The organism is Erwinia sp. 009765445 (assembly GCF_058137865.1).
This window is the reverse complement of sequence record NZ_JBYUWC010000012.1, coordinates 153917-170385: the sequence shown is the minus strand read 5'-3', so window position 1 is coordinate 170385 and position 16469 is coordinate 153917. Positions and strand designations below refer to the sequence as shown.

General features: G+C 54.3%; 11 protein-coding genes and 5 pseudogenes. 11 read left to right on the top strand and 5 right to left on the bottom strand.

Annotated elements, in window-relative coordinates; all coding sequences use genetic code 11:
* Positions 1 to 264 precede the first annotated feature (264 nt).
* From dppA to AC3Y5R_RS14960, 8 genes and pseudogenes are all read left to right on the top strand, one after another.
* Positions 265 to 1875 (top strand): dipeptide ABC transporter periplasmic-binding protein DppA, encoded by a 1611-nt coding sequence (gene dppA, locus AC3Y5R_RS14995; RefSeq protein WP_489922007.1) that lies wholly within the window; start codon positions 265 to 267, stop codon positions 1873 to 1875.
* Positions 1876 to 2063: 188 nt separating this feature from the next.
* Complete coding sequence (gene dppB, locus AC3Y5R_RS14990; RefSeq protein ID WP_158780694.1) at positions 2064 to 3083, top strand: dipeptide ABC transporter permease DppB; 1020 nt, start codon at positions 2064 to 2066, stop codon at positions 3081 to 3083.
* A gap of 10 nt (positions 3084 to 3093) precedes the next feature.
* On the top strand, positions 3094 to 3996 hold the full coding sequence (gene dppC, locus AC3Y5R_RS14985) for a dipeptide ABC transporter permease DppC (protein WP_158780693.1): 903 nt from the start codon (positions 3094 to 3096) through the stop codon (positions 3994 to 3996).
* Positions 3997 to 4006: 10 nt separating this feature from the next.
* A complete protein-coding gene (gene dppD, locus AC3Y5R_RS14980; RefSeq protein ID WP_158780692.1) occupies positions 4007 to 4993 on the top strand; it encodes a dipeptide ABC transporter ATP-binding protein in 987 nt (328 codons plus the stop codon).
* Positions 4983 to 5990, top strand: a complete 1008-nt coding sequence (dppF, locus tag AC3Y5R_RS14975) for a dipeptide ABC transporter ATP-binding subunit DppF (protein ID WP_489922006.1) — start codon at positions 4983 to 4985, stop codon at positions 5988 to 5990. Before dppD ends, dppF begins: the two co-directional genes overlap by 11 nt.
* A gap of 715 nt (positions 5991 to 6705) precedes the next feature.
* Positions 6706 to 7359, top strand: a pseudogene (gene bcsO / locus AC3Y5R_RS14970) (cellulose biosynthesis protein BcsO); the annotation flags it as partial.
* Positions 7350 to 8142: pseudogene (gene bcsQ, locus AC3Y5R_RS14965) on the top strand (cellulose biosynthesis protein BcsQ). The pseudogenes bcsO and bcsQ, both read left to right, overlap by 10 nt.
* A 92-nt stretch (positions 8143 to 8234) precedes the next feature.
* Positions 8235 to 9365: pseudogene (locus tag AC3Y5R_RS14960) on the top strand (glycosyltransferase); the annotation flags it as partial.
* Between the two features lie 50 nt (positions 9366 to 9415).
* Here the strand turns inward: AC3Y5R_RS14960 and AC3Y5R_RS14955 are convergent.
* Positions 9416 to 10120 (bottom strand): IS6 family transposase, encoded by a 705-nt coding sequence (locus AC3Y5R_RS14955; RefSeq protein WP_489922005.1) that lies wholly within the window; start codon positions 10118 to 10120, stop codon positions 9416 to 9418.
* Between the two features lie 149 nt (positions 10121 to 10269).
* On the opposite strand from AC3Y5R_RS14955, the gene AC3Y5R_RS14950 reads away from it, so the two are divergent.
* Positions 10270 to 11271, top strand: a complete 1002-nt coding sequence (locus tag AC3Y5R_RS14950; RefSeq protein ID WP_489922004.1) for a family 8 glycosyl hydrolase — start codon at positions 10270 to 10272, stop codon at positions 11269 to 11271.
* A 411-nt stretch (positions 11272 to 11682) separates the two neighbouring features.
* Here the strand turns inward: AC3Y5R_RS14950 and AC3Y5R_RS14945 are convergent, their stop codons facing one another.
* The 3 genes from AC3Y5R_RS14945 to AC3Y5R_RS14935 form a co-directional block, all read right to left on the bottom strand.
* Positions 11683 to 11976, bottom strand: coding sequence for a hypothetical protein (locus AC3Y5R_RS14945; protein WP_489922003.1), 294 nt, complete (start codon positions 11974 to 11976; stop codon positions 11683 to 11685).
* 30 nt (positions 11977 to 12006) lie between these two features.
* On the bottom strand, positions 12007 to 12252 hold the full coding sequence (ycgZ, locus tag AC3Y5R_RS14940; RefSeq protein ID WP_489922002.1) for a regulatory protein YcgZ: 246 nt from the start codon (positions 12250 to 12252) through the stop codon (positions 12007 to 12009).
* 278 nt (positions 12253 to 12530) lie between these two features.
* Positions 12531 to 12848: a hypothetical protein gene (locus tag AC3Y5R_RS14935; RefSeq protein WP_489922001.1), complete on the bottom strand. Its 318-nt coding sequence runs from the start codon at positions 12846 to 12848 to the stop codon at positions 12531 to 12533.
* Positions 12849 to 13373: 525 nt separating this feature from the next.
* Here AC3Y5R_RS14935 and AC3Y5R_RS14930 point away from each other — a divergent pair.
* Positions 13374 to 14894, top strand: a complete 1521-nt coding sequence (locus AC3Y5R_RS14930; RefSeq protein WP_489922000.1) for a T6SS phospholipase effector Tle1-like catalytic domain-containing protein — start codon at positions 13374 to 13376, stop codon at positions 14892 to 14894.
* Here AC3Y5R_RS14930 and bcsG read toward each other — a convergent pair.
* Positions 14888 to 15457 (bottom strand): annotated as a pseudogene (gene bcsG / locus AC3Y5R_RS14925) (cellulose biosynthesis protein BcsG); the annotation flags it as partial. The gene AC3Y5R_RS14930 and the pseudogene bcsG sit on opposite strands and share 7 nt — an antisense overlap.
* On the opposite strand from bcsG, the pseudogene AC3Y5R_RS14920 reads away from it, so the two are divergent.
* Positions 15452 to 16462, top strand: a pseudogene (locus AC3Y5R_RS14920) (PilZ domain-containing protein); the annotation flags it as partial. The pseudogenes bcsG and AC3Y5R_RS14920 sit on opposite strands and share 6 nt — an antisense overlap.
* Positions 16463 to 16469: the final 7 nt, after the last annotated feature.

Below are 16469 nucleotides of genomic sequence, written 5' to 3'. Positions count from 1 at the left end.
ATAAAAAGGCGTGTTCAGGTTTTTTTATGTTTGCTTGCTGTTTCTCACACTCTGTGTAAATACCTGACAGTTGTATTGACGTTACCTGCAACTGTTGACAAATTGATGCCTCAAGTGAAAAGGGATACGGATTTGTCTGATGGTTTCCACGGGTCAGAGTTTCCCGAAGCCGTATTCCCTCCGCTGAAAAACGTCAGGACCGTACAAAAAAAACAAGGTCCGGCGGAAGTGCACACAACACCACATCATAATTGGAGCAGAAGCATGAGTATTTCCTTGTCTAAAACAGGGATGCTGAAGGTAGGTCTGAGCCTGATCGCTTTGACAGTTGCCGCAGGCGTCCAGGCGAAAACCCTGGTTTATTGTTCAGAAGGTTCGCCTGAAGGCTTTAACCCGCAGCTGTTTACCTCCGGTACCACCTATGACGCCAGTTCCGTGCCGATCTACAACCGTCTGGTTGAGTTCAAAATCGGGACCACTGAAATCCATCCTGGCCTGGCGGAAAAATGGGACGTCAGCGCTGACGGCAAAACCTACACTTTCCACCTGCGTAAAGGCGTGAAGTGGCAGACCACCAAAGATTTCAAACCTACCCGTGACTTCAATGCTGATGACGTGATTTTCTCCTTCGAACGTCAGCTGGATAAAAACAACAAGTATCATGGTGTGTCTGGCGGCAGCTATGAGTACTTCGAAGGCATGGACATGCCTAAACTGATCAGCAAAATTGAGAAAGTGGACGACAACACCGTGCGCTTCGTGCTGACCCGTCCGGAGTCGCCATTCCTGGCGGACCTGGGCATGGACTTTGCTTCCATCCTGTCTGCGGAATACGCTGACAATATGCTGAAAGCCGGAACGCCTGAGAAGGTTGACCTGAACCCGGTGGGTACCGGTCCGTTCCAGCTGCTGCAGTACCAGAAAGATTCCCGCATCCTGTACAAAGCGTTTGACCAGTACTGGGGCACTAAGCCAAAAATCGACCGCCTGGTGTTCTCCATCACGCCGGATGCGTCAGTGCGCTACGCCAAGCTGCAGAAAGGTGAGTGCCAGGTCATGCCATATCCGAACCCGGCTGACATCGCCCGCATGAAGGAAGATAAAAATATCAACCTGATGCAGATGCCAGGCCTGAACGTCGGCTACCTGTCATTCAATACCGAGAAGAAACCGCTGGATAACCTGAAAGTTCGCCAGGCGCTGACCATGGCCGTGAACAAGAAAGCGATTATCGATGCGGTGTATCAGGGTGCTGGCCAGGCGGCTAAAAACCTGATCCCACCAAGCATGTGGGGCTACAACGACTCGGTGCAGGATTACGCTTACGACCCGGCTAAAGCGAAAGAGCTGTTGAAAGAAGCGGGCATGCCGGACGGTTTCTCTATCGACCTGTGGGCAATGCCGGTTCAGCGTCCGTACAACCCGAACGCTCGCCGCATGGCGGAGATGATTCAGTCTGACTGGGCGAAAATTGGCGTGAAAGCCAAGATCGTGACTTACGAGTGGGGCGAGTATCTGAAGCGTGCTAAAGCCGGTGAACACCAGACCGTGATGATGGGCTGGACCGGTGATAACGGGGATCCGGATAACTTCTTCGCCACGCTGTTCAGCTGTGCTGCGGCGAAGGACGGTTCCAACTACTCCCGCTGGTGTTACAAGCCGTTTGAAGATCAGATTCAGCCTGCTCGTGCTGAAGCCGATCACAACAAGCGTATTGAATACTACAAACAGGCTCAGGTTGTGATGCATGACCAGGCACCTGCGCTGATCATCGCTCACTCCACCGTGTATGAGCCGGTCAGCAAGAAAGTCACTGGCTACGTTGTGGATCCGTTAGGTAAGCATCACTTCGAGAACGTCGATATTCAGGAATAATGAGGCGGGCCGGTTTACCGGCCCTTTCCCCACTTTCTGCATGGCCGCAACCTGTCGGCAATCGCCCGGAAGCAAAAATGGTAAAGGCGCTTATTGAGCGTCGCGACCGGAATTATCCGGCCGCAAGATGTGAGCAATTATAATCTCACCGGTCATGAGCCGGTGGGAAATTACAGAGAATCCGGATTATGCTGCAGTTCATACTCCGACGTCTGGGACTTGTCATCCCGACGTTTATTGGCATCACCTTGTTAACCTTCGCGTTTGTCCACATGATCCCGGGTGACCCCGTGCTGATTATGGCTGGAGAACGTGGAATGTCTCCTGAACGTCACGCTCAGCTTCTGGCCCAGATGGGGCTGGATAAGCCGCTGTGGCAACAATATGTTTCCTACGTCTATGGCGTGCTCCATGGCGATCTGGGAATTTCCCTCAAAAGCCGCATCCCGGTCTGGCAGGAATTTGTTCCTCGCTTTAAAGCGACGCTGGAGCTGGGCATTTGCGCGATGATCTTTGCTGTTGCGGTTGGCATCCCGGTGGGCGTGCTGGCTGCGGTTAAGCGTGGCTCCATCTTCGATCACACCGCCGTTGGCATCTCGCTGACCGGCTACTCCATGCCGATTTTCTGGTGGGGAATGATGCTGATCATGCTGGTGTCGGTGCAGCTGAACCTGACCCCGGTGGCAGGGCGCATTGGCGATACGGTGTTCCTCGACGACAGCAAGCCGCTGACCGGTTTTATGCTGATCGACACCCTGCTCTGGGGGGAGCCTGGCGACTTTAAAGATGCCGTGATGCATATGATCCTGCCAGCAATTGTGCTGGGCACCATTCCGCTGGCGGTAATAGTGCGTATGACGCGCTCGGCCATGCTGGAAGTGCTGGGAGAGGACTATATCCGTACTGCCCGCGCCAAGGGCTTGACCCGTATGCGGGTGATCGTCGTGCATGCGCTGCGTAACGCCATGCTGCCGGTGGTCACGGTGATCGGTCTGCAGGTGGGCACGCTGTTAGCTGGGGCCATCCTGACCGAGACGATTTTCTCCTGGCCGGGCCTCGGTCGCTGGCTAATCGATGCGCTGCAACGTCGCGACTATCCTGTGGTTCAGGGTGGGGTGCTGATGGTGGCAACGCTGATTATCGTGGTCAACCTGCTGGTTGATGTGCTTTACGGCGTGGTTAACCCACGCATTCGCCACAAGAAATAAGGGGGCCAGGATGTCTTTAGTCGATCCAGGCAGCGTTCCCGCTGCACCCAAGCCCATGACCCCTCTGCAGGAGTTCTGGCACTATTTTAAACGTAACAAAGGCGCGGTTATCGGCCTGGTGTACGTGGTTCTGATGTTCTTAATCGCCGTTTTTGCCAACTTTATCGCGCCTCATGCTCCGGCCGATCAGTTCCGTGATGCATTACTGCATCCGCCGGTCTGGCAGGATGGCGGCAGTTGGAAGTTTATCCTTGGGACTGATGACGTGGGCCGTGATGTGCTGTCCCGCCTGATGTATGGTGCCCGCCTGTCGCTGCTGGTTGGCTGCCTGGTGGTGGTGCTGTCGCTGATCCTCGGGGTCATTTTTGGCCTGATCGCTGGTTATGTCGGCGGTGCCACGGACGCCACTATTATGCGTCTTGTGGATATCATGCTGGCGCTGCCAAGCCTGCTGCTGGCGCTGGTGCTGGTGGCCATCTTCGGCCCGTCGATCGTTAACGCTTCCATCGCGCTGACCTTCGTGGCCCTGCCACATTATATCCGACTGACCCGCGCGGCAGTGATGGTTGAGGTGAATCGCGATTACGTCACCGCCTCAAACGTGGCCGGTGCGGGCGCGATGCGCCAGATGTTCGTCAATATTTTGCCTAACTGCCTTGCACCGCTGATCGTGCAGGCTTCGCTGGGCTTCTCCAACGCGATCCTCGATATGGCCGCGCTGGGCTTCTTGGGTATGGGCGCGCAACCGCCAACGCCGGAGTGGGGCACCATGCTCTCCGACGTGCTGCAGTATGCGCAAAGTGCCTGGTGGGTGGTCACCTTCCCTGGTGTCGCAATCCTGCTGACGGTTCTGGCATTTAACCTGATGGGTGACGGCTTGCGTGATGCCCTCGACCCGAAACTCAAGCAGTAAGAGGCAGCAGATGGCGTTATTAAATGTAGATAAATTGTCAGTGCACTTCGGTGATGAAAAGTCCCCGTTCCGTGCGGTTGACCGCATCAGCTACCAGGTTGAACAGGGCCAGGTAGTGGGCATCGTCGGGGAATCCGGTTCAGGAAAATCAGTCAGCTCGCTGGCGATCATGGGCCTGATTGATTACCCCGGCAGAGTGATGGCTGACAAGCTGGAGTTTAACCAGCGCGACCTGAAGCGCATCTCCGAAAAAGAGCGCCGCCAGCTGGTGGGCTCGGAAGTGGCGATGATTTTTCAGGATCCGATGACCAGCCTGAACCCCTGCTACACGGTCGGCTTCCAGATTATGGAAGCGATCAAAGTGCATCAGGGCGGCAACAAAAAGACCCGTCGCCAGCGCGCGATTGACCTGCTGACCCAGGTGGGCATTCCTGACCCGGCTTCCCGTCTGGATGTTTATCCGCACCAGCTCTCCGGTGGGATGAGCCAGCGCGTGATGATCGCCATGGCGATTGCCTGTCGGCCAAAACTGCTGATTGCCGATGAGCCGACCACTGCGCTGGACGTGACCATTCAGGCACAGATCATTGAGCTGCTGCTCGATCTGCAGCGTCAGGAGAATATGGCGCTGATCCTGATCACTCACGACCTGGCGTTGGTGGCCGAAGCTGCCCAGCATATCATCGTGATGTATGCCGGGCAGGTGGTGGAAACCGGTAAGGCTGTGGATATCTTTAAAGCGCCGCGTCATCCGTATACTCAGGCGCTGCTGCGTGCGCTGCCGGAGTTTGCGGCCGATAAGGCACGTCTGGCTTCTCTGCCGGGCGTGGTGCCGGGCAAGTATGATCGTCCGAACGGCTGTCTGCTTAACCCGCGCTGCCCGTATGCTAACGACCGCTGCCGGTCTGAAGAACCGGAATTACGTGATATTCCAGGGCGTCAGTCTAAATGCCATTACCCGCTGGACGATGCCGGGAGACCAACTTATGAAGCCTGAACAAGCTAATTCATCGCTGCTGATGCAGGCGATCGATCTGAAAAAACACTACCCGGTGAAGAAAGGGCTGTTTGGCCAGGAGCGCCTGGTGAAAGCGCTGGATGGCGTTTCCTTTAACCTGGAGCGCGGTAAAACCCTGGCGGTGGTGGGGGAGTCTGGCTGTGGCAAATCCACGCTGGGTCGCCTGCTGACGATGATTGAAACGCCGACGGAAGGTCAGCTGTTTTATCAGGGCCAGGATCTGCTGAAGCACGATCCGGCCGCCCAGAAGCTGCGCCGCCAGAAGATTCAGATTGTCTTCCAGAACCCTTACGGTTCTCTGAATCCTCGCAAGAAGGTCAGTCAGATCCTCGAAGAGCCGCTGCTGATTAACACCAGCCTGAGCAAGGCGGAGCGCCGGGAAAAAACGCTGGAGATGATGGCGAAGGTCGGCCTGAAAACCGAACATTACGATCGCTATCCGCATATGTTCTCCGGCGGCCAGCGCCAGCGTATCGCCATTGCCCGTGGACTTATGTTGGATCCGGACGTGCTGATTGCCGATGAGCCGGTTTCGGCGCTCGACGTGTCGGTACGTGCTCAGGTGCTTAACCTGATGATGGACCTGCAGCAGGAGCTGGGCCTTTCCTACGTATTCATTTCTCACGACCTGTCGGTGGTAGAGCATATCGCTGACGAAGTGATGGTGATGTATCTGGGACGGTGCGTGGAGCGTGGCAGTAAGGATGCGATTTTCGCTAACCCCCGCCATCCCTACACTCAGGCGCTGCTTTCTGCCACACCGCGTCTTAACCCGGATGAACGTCGTGAGCGCATCAAGCTCACCGGTGAGCTGCCAAGCCCGCTGAATCCGCCGCCGGGTTGTGCGTTCAACGCGCGCTGCCGCCGTCGCTTTGGCCCGTGCACGGAACTACAACCGCAGCTGAAGCAATATGGCGATCAGCAGATTGCCTGCTTCGCAGTGGATCAGGATGAAGGCCAGCCGGTCGGTAACTGATCTGTGATCGTCGCGGTGAATAACTGACTGCAGCGGTCACGTTAGTGGAAGCAGGACGCCTGCCGATGCCGTGGCAACGCCACTCACTCCAAAGGGCGAAGCAATTCGCCCTTTTTCTTTTACGGACGGTTTTCCTTTTCCGGTAAATGATCGCCAACCCTTTCCCCATCAAGCTCCTGCGAGTACTCGACCGGCTTCCGGAATTATCAGAAGAAATCAGGCATTAACGACCCCAGGGTGCCATTGCACTTAAGTGGCCTGCTGTGCTGCGGCTAAACTACGCGGCTGGCAGGCGGAAGAAAGTAGGGGATCAGGGCCAGCGTTAAGTGACTTATGTCAAATTTTCAAGCTGAACAGGATATTGTTTGATAACGATGGCTAAAGTATTGCTAAACTAAAAGAAGTTGTGTAATTCGTGACTGACCCTTCAGCCATTTAACAGAGATAATATTTAAATACCCTGAAGCAATTATTTAATTAAGGCAACTAATAACAAAGTTGATTGATAGCCAGCGAAATTATCGGCTTTATGAATCCTGAAGAGTGAAATATTTACTGAAATGAATTTCTTATGGGCAGTAAGAATAATCCGATGCAAATGAAAATTGTATGATATATTGCCGCAAAATTCCCCCCACTCTCCGTGATCATTCCCATGAAAAGTTATGATGACCTGCAGCGTTTTAAAGAAAAAATGCAAACAAACCATATCTAATTCAAGGACATGTCTGAACAGACCCGGAATTCAGACAGCGCTAACTGGGCTATTATCAAACAGTTAATGGATGAGGGCGCAGAGTCGGCTTTAGGGAATGGCCAGAGCGTGCATGTTGCCGCACCTCAACCGGTTGCTGAAGATCTGTTCAGCCTCCCGATCACGCCGCCTGTTTCCCGGGCTGCTCCGGCACAACCGCAGTCACCACAACGTCCCGCTCAGCCCGCGAACGTGGCGGCTTTTGTTGCCGCTAAACCGGCAGCACAGCCCGGTGGATCGCTGCTGGACAGCATCTCAGCTTCGCTTAAACCGACACCGATCGCCGAACAGCCGCAGCCAGCGGCCGTGGTTGAGCAACCTCCCGTTGCTAACCCGCTGGACACCGCCCCGGTACAGGCTGCGACGGCACTGACTGCAGCGCAACCGGCCTTTGTACAGGCACCACCTGCTGCTCCGGCTTATCAGCCTTATCAGCCCGCACCCGCTGTGGCTCAATCTGCGGCCCCGCAGCCCGCCAGTCAGGCACTGTCCGCGTCTGCAGATCTGTCGCGCTTTAAACAACTGTTCAGCACCGGTTCGGAACAGCAAGTCACCACTTTATCTAAAGATATCCTGCTGCAACCTCTGCTGGAGAGAATCGCCTCATGCCGTTAGTCTGTGTTTGTTCTCCCAAAGGTGGCGTGGGTAAAACCACAATGGCTGCCAACCTGGCTTACACCCTGGCCCGTGGAGGCAGCAAAGTTTTAGCCATAGATTTCGACGTGCAGAACGCGCTGCGCCTGCATTTTGGCGTGCCTCTCTCCGATGGCCGTGGCTTCGTGGCAAAATCCGCCAGTTCGCCTGACTGGAGCCAGTCCATCCTCACCACCGGCGGCAATATTTTTGTGATGCCCTATGGTGACGTGACAGAAGAACAACGTGTTGAATTCGAAGATAACTTATCCCGTGACCCGAACTTCCTTGCCCGGGGCTTACACACCGTCCTCAACTATCCTGGCCTGGTGATCGTGGCTGATTTTTCACCCGGGCCCGGCCCTCAAGGCGATGACCGATCTTGCCGATTTACACCTTGTGGTGATGTTGGCAGACACCGCTTCGCTGTCGCTGCTGCCACAAATTGAAAACGAAAAAATGATCGGTAGCGCGCTGAATCACCGCTCCGGTCACTACTTCGTGCTGAACCAGAGCGACAGCCGCCGCAATATCAGCCGTGACGTCACGGCCTTTATGCAGCAGCGGCTGGGCGACCGGTTGCTGGGCGTGGTGAACCGCGATGAGAGCGTGGCGGAAGCCAATGCTTCGCAGCAGTCCATATTTGATTTCAGCCAGGTGTCTGCCGCCGCGTTTGATATCGAGATTGTCGGCAAGCGTATTGCCGCGCTGCTCAATATCAAAGTGGGTGACGGTGAGATGCAGGCCCCGCTGGGATCGCGTTAGTCGACGGCGGAGCCGTCCGGAATGGAAGCCTGAAATCCCGGGGTGCTCCCGCGCCCCGATAAAGAATAATAGTTTCGTTTTCAGGATGACTTATGAACAAAATCCTGTATTACCTGCTGCTGCTGGTATTATTCCCGCTCGCCGCAGTGATTGTGATCACCCCAATGGACAGCCAGAAACAATATATTTTTGGCCTGATTGGTATCGCCATTGTATTTGTTATGGGCCTCAGTAAAAGCCACAAGATCTCAATGGTAATGGTGTTTCTCTCGGCTTTAATGTCGACTCGCTATATATACTGGCGCGCCACTGAGACGCTATTTTTTAATTCTGAAATCGAAGCGATTCTGGGTATCGGGTTATTTATCGCCGAGCTGTATGTTTGGGTGATCCTGATCCTTGGCTACCTGCAAACATCATGGCCGCTTAAGAGAACCATCGAGCCGATGCCGGAGGATCTCAACTTATGGCCGACTGTAGACATTTACGTGCCGAGCTACAACGAAAGGCTTGATGTGGTCCGTGACACCGTTCTGGCCGCCCAGTGCATCGACTACCCGCGCGACAAAATCAAAATCTACCTGCTGGATGACGGCAAGCGCAGCGAGTTTGCGGTCTTTGCTGCCGATGTGGGCGTGGGCTACATCACCCGTGACGATAACCGCCATGCCAAGGCCGGTAACCTCAACCACGCGATGCGCATCACCAAAGGTGAACTGATTACCGTTTTTGACTGCGACCACGTGGCGACACGTGCCTTCCTGCAGGCCACCGTTGCGCCGTTCCTGAAAGATCCTAAATTGGCACTGCTGCAGACGCCGCACTACTTCTACTCGCCGGACCCGTTTGAACGTAATCTGAAAGCCGCGCGCGAAATCCCGAACGAAGGGGCGCTGTTTTACGGCCCGGTTCAGCAGGGTAACGATAACTGGAACGCCACCTTCTTCTGCGGGTCCTGTGCGGTTATCCGCCGTTCGGCACTGGAAGAAATTGGCGGCTTTGCCACTGAAACCGTGACCGAAGATGCCCACACCGCGCTGAAAATGCAGCGTCGTGGCTGGAAATCTGCCTTCCTGGCGCTGCCACTGGCGGCCGGTCTGGCGACAGAGCGTCTGGGTCTGCATATTATTCAGCGTACCCGCTGGGCACGTGGCATGACACAGATCTTCCGGGTGGACAACCCTCTGCTGGGCCGTGGCCTCAAGTGGCAACAGCGTCTGTGCGGCACTGTTGCAAAGTTCGGGATGATGTAGCTTTTTTTTATTAAAAAACTCTAGATTTCATAGACTCTGCTTACCAGACGCATCTCACCCAGGGGATCACCATAATAAAATGCTGAGGCCTGACCTTTGCGTAGTGCACGCATCACCTCAATACCTTTAATCGTGGCGTAAGCCGTTTTCATCGACTTGAACCCCAGCGTGGCACCGATTATCCTTTTCAGCTTGCCATGATCGCATTCAATGACGTTATTCCGGTAGTTAATCTGTCGGTGTTCAACGTCAGTCGGACATCGACCTTCGCGTTTGAGCAGCGTGAGTGCACGACCATAAGTGGGCGCTCTATCCGTGTTGATAAATCGCGGGATCTGCCACTTTTTCACGTTGTTGAGGATTTTACCCAGGAACCGGTATGCGGCTTTGCTGTTACGACGCGGGGAGAGATAAAAATCGACGGTGCGCCCCCTGCTGTCGACGGCCCGGTAAAGATAAGCCCAGCGGCCATTTATCTTCACGTACGTTTCGTCAATGTGCCATGGGTTGAGATCGGAAGGGTTACGCCAGTACCAGCGCAGTCGTTTTTCCATTTCAGGCGCATAGCGCTGAACCCAGCGATAAATAGTGGTGTGATCGACATTCACACCACGCTCAGCCAGCATCTCCTGCAATTCGCGGTAGCTGATGCCGTATTTACAGTACCAGCGTACCGCCCACAGGATGATGTCACGCTGAAAATGCCGGCCTTTGAATGGGTTCATGTGCTGCTCCGTCAGCAAAAGATGACAATAAGTTTATCACCTTCGGATTTTTGCAACAGTGCCGGCAATCCTGCGGTGCGCCTGGTCTGTGAAGAAACCGACAGTAAAGCGACTTTAAATTTCCGCTACCAGATGTGAGGAAGGTGAAGATGTCTCTGCTCAGGGCGAGCGTTATGGTAATAGCGATGGTACTGGGCTGTGCTCAAGCCAGCGCCGCCGATGGCTGGAGCAGCTTTAAAAGCCGCTTTATGACCAGCGACGGCCGCATTCAGGACACCGGTAACAACAATGTCAGCCACACCGAAGGGCAAGGCTACGCCATGTTGATGGCGGTGTGGTACAACGACCGCAGCAGCTTTGACAGCCTGTGGCGCTGGACGCAACAGCATCTGAAAAACCCGCAGAACGGGCTTTTCTACTGGAAGTACAATCCTGCCGCTACCGATCCGGTGGCGGACAAGAATAACGCCTCCGATGGCGATGTGCTGATAGCCTGGGCGCTGTTGAAGGCAGGAGAGAAGTGGCAGAACAATGAGTATCTGCAGGCTTCCGATCGAATCCAGCGGGCTATCGTCAGCCGGGATGTGATCACCTTCGGTGGTCATACCGTGATGTTGCCGGGCAACCAGGGCTTCAATAAAACCAGCTATGTGGTGCTCAATCCCTCCTATTTCCTCTTTCCGGCCTGGCGGGATTTCGCCCGGCGCAGCCATCTGAAGGTTTGGACCAACCTGATTGACAGCGGGATGGACTTACTGTCGAAGATGCGTTTTGGCGATGCCGGGCTGCCGGTGGACTGGGTCGCGCTGAACGCTGATGGCACAGTGGCACCCGCCACTGCATGGCCGCCGCGCTTCAGCTATGACGCTATCCGCGTGCCGCTGTATGTTTACTGGTACGATGCGCAAAGCCTGCAGCTGGTGCCGTTCCAGCACTTCTGGATGAGCTTCTCGCGGTCGCAGACGCCAGCCTGGATTGATGTGATGAGCAATAACAAAGCGCCTTACAACATGGCGGGTGGCCTGCTGGCGGTACGTGACCTGACCCTGAACAGTGGTTATCTCTCTGACCAACTGGACAGCAAAGAAGATTATTATTCTGCCAGTCTGAAGCTGCTGGCCTGGCTGGCACTGAAGGAGCGATCGCATTAAAACGGTGGATAATCAGCCTTTAATGTGCAAAGCCGGGGATGTAGTGATAAAATATCTACACATCCGGCCTGAATAAGGGGGGCATTTGCAGGGCAATGAGCGGGATTATCCATCCGATATCTATGCGGTTATAGGCAGGGCTGTTTCGGCTCTGATTGAGGCAGGTGAGCCTCTGAACAAGAAAAGCGTGCTGATTATGTTGCAGACGCACAGCGCGCAGAATACAGATGAACAGCTTAAGGCTATTTATCAGCAGGCTTTTCGCAATCTTCTCGAAAGTTTCCACTAACAGCCGGGTACCCCGACCCAGCTGTCACACCACGCCCTTCAATCCGTCCAATTTGTTTCGCTACTCAGGCGTCTGGCTTACTCGCTGCCGCTATCCTGCCTGCAACAGCAAATGGAAGCCTGTCAGTGCTTCTTGGAGCCGTCCGGGGATTCTTCATTGGTGAACAGGTGCATCACGTTGTCGCTGTCGCGGATTTCCTGACTGAAGCCATCACGTTTCGGGGCAGAGTAGTTTCTGACTTCATTGATGGCACGCCTGAACGTGAGCTGTCTGGCTGCATCGCTTTCAGCAGCAGCCATAGCATGGAGTTGTTTGATCAGGGCTGCGTTGCTGATGGCAGCATCCTCTTTCAGCAAAACCATCACGGCCTCGCCAAGCAGGATATCGATCAGTTTTTCATCTTCGTTTTTGTACATACCAACATCTCTGACTTATCGCGAGAAAACTCAGTCTCCGCGGCCGAACAACAGGCCAATCAGCTCGTGATAATGCCGCGCCTGTTCAGGCGTTGAGGCATGCTCAAGACGTCTTAAAAGACGGGAACAAATGGATTTAAGATTAAGGTTACGCCCTGCGCGCAAGATTTCAACCACGATCTGGCCCAGTGTTTCCTGCTGCGATGGCATGATCGCCTCGCTAAAATAACGGCTGATGTCATTTTCAGTTTTAGGGTTTGATCCGTCCTGACGCATGGTAGTGACCCTCAGTCGCAAAGTTCAGAAAGTGTTTAGTAAATGCCAGGCTAAAGTTATACAGCTATGGCGAAGTTGTACAGTAATACTGAGTTCGATAACGCGGGGGTTTTTAGAAAAAAATGCTAATTCATTAAATTCAGTGGGTTATGAAGGGGTGCCGTCGGTGTACAGGCGAAAAAAACCTGGACAACCGACGGTGAAATGCGGGTCGGACATTCCCTGAAATGAAATCTGTCCGACCCCTTAACTCAGGTTTCTGGCGTGCAGAGGGTACGTCACTCTTTTTCTCTGGCGTTTCCAGCCCGGCCAGAACGGATATCGGCCTCTTTTGACCGACCATCAGGTTGCCTTTCCAGTGAGGCCAGCCAGTTCTGGCCTTGCGCAGAAGAGACATTGCCTTTACGAAAATCCAGCAGCCATTTTCTGGCCTCCCAGATCTTCAGCAGGCGATCGTCGTCCTCTTCATTACTGGCCATAATCTGCAGCTGGTTGATAAGTGAACCAGGACTGATTTCCTCCCTGTTGAAGATAAGATTCATGGCGGCTTCACCGATCATGACGTGGTTTGTATCATCTTCATCAGAATTAAACAAAATTTGCCTCCGGAATAACAACTAAGCAGTCATGTTATATTTATGATTTAATAAATGTAGAACATTAGCGATATAAAGTGAAATAATTACACGCAATTAAAAATGATGTAATGAAAAAAAATTTACTGTTGCATATTTTGAGTTAATTTTTAACTTATTGATTTTGTTATTTTTATTTAAAGCAGATTATGTTGATGACTATTTTCATGGGAATAATTCCGATTTTAACCTCCTTCCGGAATATATAACTCAACAAATTCCAGACCTTACTGTTTTTTAAGCGTAACGGGAAAGTGGCTGGGTAAGCAGGAGAGTAAACGGCAGGCGATTTAAAACCAGACTGTTTAATCAAAATGAATTTCACCGAGTGCTCTCCAGAGCAGTCCGGTTCCGCAATAAAATCTATAATCATCTGAATGAATTGCTAATTTTTGCACGTAAGTGTTTAAAAAAGGCAACCGTCAGGCGGTTGCGGCTCCCACAAACAGGCGGTCTACTGAACCTAAAAATTCACAGGACACGCTGATGAACGATTCACTCAATCTGCTTACAGATGATCCGGCCGAAGAGTCTATCACCGCCGTTACCCTTACACTCGGTATCTTCTTTGATGGAACCGCGAACAATGCTTTCAACACCCGTTTTGGGCTGGAGGGCTGTTCGGCGGAAACGACCGGGCTGGAGGATGCAGATGCACTCTCCGTGCTCGCCCAGTGTGCAAAGCAGGAGCTTGGTTACCGGGATCGCGCGCTCGGCAGCCATGTGGGTTACTACACCAATATTCACTGGCTGAATACGCTCTATGAAACGCAAGCTGTTGGCCGGGAAGGAGAAGTGCAGCTCAGCCTTTATATCGAAGGGATCGGCACAGAAGAGGGGGAACCCGATATGGCCGTTGGTATGGCAATGGGCACGGGAGAGCGGGGCATCATCGCCAAAACGGATAAGGCCGTTGCCAGCATTGCCGGGCTTCTCAGTGACTATTGTGCCAGCCTGCCAGCTGCCACGCCTGCGGTCAGTGAAGTGCGGTTCGATGTTTTCGGCTTCAGCCGTGGGGCAGCGGCTGCCCGACACTTTGCCAACCGGGTATTTGCTCAAGACAGCGCGCTCGTCAGTGCTATTGCCGCGGGAATGGCAGGGAAAGTGTATGCCGGCAAACCCGCAGGTAAAGTTCGCTTCCTCGGCCTCTTTGATACGGTGGCGGCTGTTGGCACTGCGAAGAATGGCTTCAATCCCCACGCGGCAAAAACTGGTGAGGTTAATCTCATGCTCAGGCCCGGCGTGGCGGAGAAAGTCTTTCAGATCGCTGCCCGCCACGAATGCCGCTTTAACTTTGCCCTGAACAGTGTCAAACCAGCCTGGCCCGAACTGGTTCTGGCGGGTGTGCATTCTGATATTGGCGGCGGTTACCATCCGGAAGAAACGGAACACTATTTTCTCACCCGGCCCCAGTTTGAAACCGTGTCGCTTTCCACTGCAGATGAAGAAACCAGGCTTTATAAAAGAGTCGCAGAGGAAATTAAGGCGCTGCCTGATTTCCCAGCGGTCGGACCCATTGTGCGTAACAACGACGTAAAGATCATCACCTGGTCCGATGACCGCATGCCAGCGGACCATTACGGGATGCTGCAGAAACGCAGCGGGGCCGCCGCTGCGGTTACGCGAACGGTGCGTAACGACTGGGCGAAGGTGGCACTCAGGGTGATGGTGGATGCGGCTCAGGAGGCTGGTGCCAGATTCAGACCGATAGAGGAAGCCGATCCGGCACTCAACCTGCCAGCTGAACTGGACAGCCTGTGCGAAAAAGCGATCGGGCAGGGCAAAGCAGTGCGCAGCGGCCAGCCAGTTGAAGAATTCACGGCTGCAGAGACAGATTTGCTGGCCAGCCGCTATCTCCACTGTTCCGCAAACTGGAATGCGGTGACAACGAATGCCAGCGGCAGCATTGTCAGTGCAGTGAAACCGGCCAGGCTGCTCTCTTTCACCAACCGGCCGGACGATCGCTGGCAGCGCACCAGCTATGATATGGACGGCAATTCTTACTGAGGATAAGCCACCCAGTCACCGCCGTTCAGCCGGATCCACGGTTTGCCCTGGTACATCATCACCACTGCGTTGTCGTTCTCAGACACCACCTGCGACTGCGGAAGATTCTGAGTCAGCACCGACATATTAACGTTAGCGGCATTGAATACCTGTCCGTCAACCACCCGTGAGACCAGCTCGGAAATCGCCAGCAGGCTGGTCGGGGCTTCCACATTCAGCGGCTGGCCCTGATGCGGTGCCTTCATGCCAACAAATTTAATGCCAACCGGCACGTGAGTGATACTCGGGCTTGGGATATCGCGAAGGCCGGACATTTGCATCTTGTCCCCCTGTAATGCCGCCCCATGCTCTGGCACCACAATTACCATCACGCGACGGCCAGATTTATCCAGATTATTCAGGAAGGTATCCAGCTGATCGAACAGCTGCTTAGCCCTTGGCTGCCACGGCGCGGTTTTGGTGCTGCCCAGCTCGCGTGTGCCGTCATGCAGCGGGATCAGGTTGTAGAAGGTGGCGCTGCGGGTATCCGCGCTCTTCTGCCGGTCATCCAGCCAGCGCTGCATTTCTTAGCCGGTATTCCACGCCTGATTTTCCTGCTGGCTCCGCTGGCTTTCCTGCTGTTCCACGCCTACATCATCTACGCTCCGGCTTTGTCCATCGCCATTTTTGTGCTGCCACATATGGTACACACCAGCCTGACCAACTCGCGAATTCAGGGGCGCTGGCGACACTCGTTCTGGAGTGAGGTGTACGAGACGGTGCTGGCCTGGTACATCGCCCGCCCGACCACGGTGGCACTTTTTAATCCGCACAAAGGCAAGTTCAACGTGACTTCCAAAGGTGGGCTGGTGGAAGAGCAGCACCTGGACTGGGTGATCACCCGGCCTTATATGTTCCTGGTGCTGATTAACCTGCTTGGTGTGCTGGCCGCATTCTGGCGACTGCACTATGGCCCGTCGCGCGAGGTGCTGACGGTTGTAGTGAGTCTGGTCTGGGTGCTCTACAACATGGTCATTCTTGGCGGTGCGGTAGCGGTCTCCGTTGAAGCACGGCAGATCCGCGAGGCGCACAGGGTGGAGATCGCCATGCCTGCGGCACTGGCACGTGCCGACGGCCATATGTTTCCCTGCACGCTGCGGGACTATTCCGATGGCGGAGTGGGTCTGGAGCTGCGTGAAGAAAACGTACTGAAAGAGAACGATAAAGTGCATCTGCTGCTGCGCCGTGGGCAGCAGGAGTTCAGCTTCTCCTGCTACGTCCAGAGGACTTTCGGACGGCGCGTGGGGATCCGGTTGCATGAACTGACCACGGAACAACACGTGGAATTCATTCAGTGTACTTTTGCCCGCGCCGACACCTGGGCGCTGTGGCAGGACAGCTTCCCGGAAGACAAACCGATCCAGAGCCTTGCCGACATTGTGCTGCTGGGCTTTAAGGGCTATCTGCGCCTGGCCGAATATGGCTCGCAGCCGCTCCGCAAACTTTTCGCTGCGCTGACCCGCCTGCTGCGCTGGTTAGCCTCATTTTTCCCTAAGGGTGTGGGGCGAGTTGACCCCGCAATGCCCTGAATCCAGG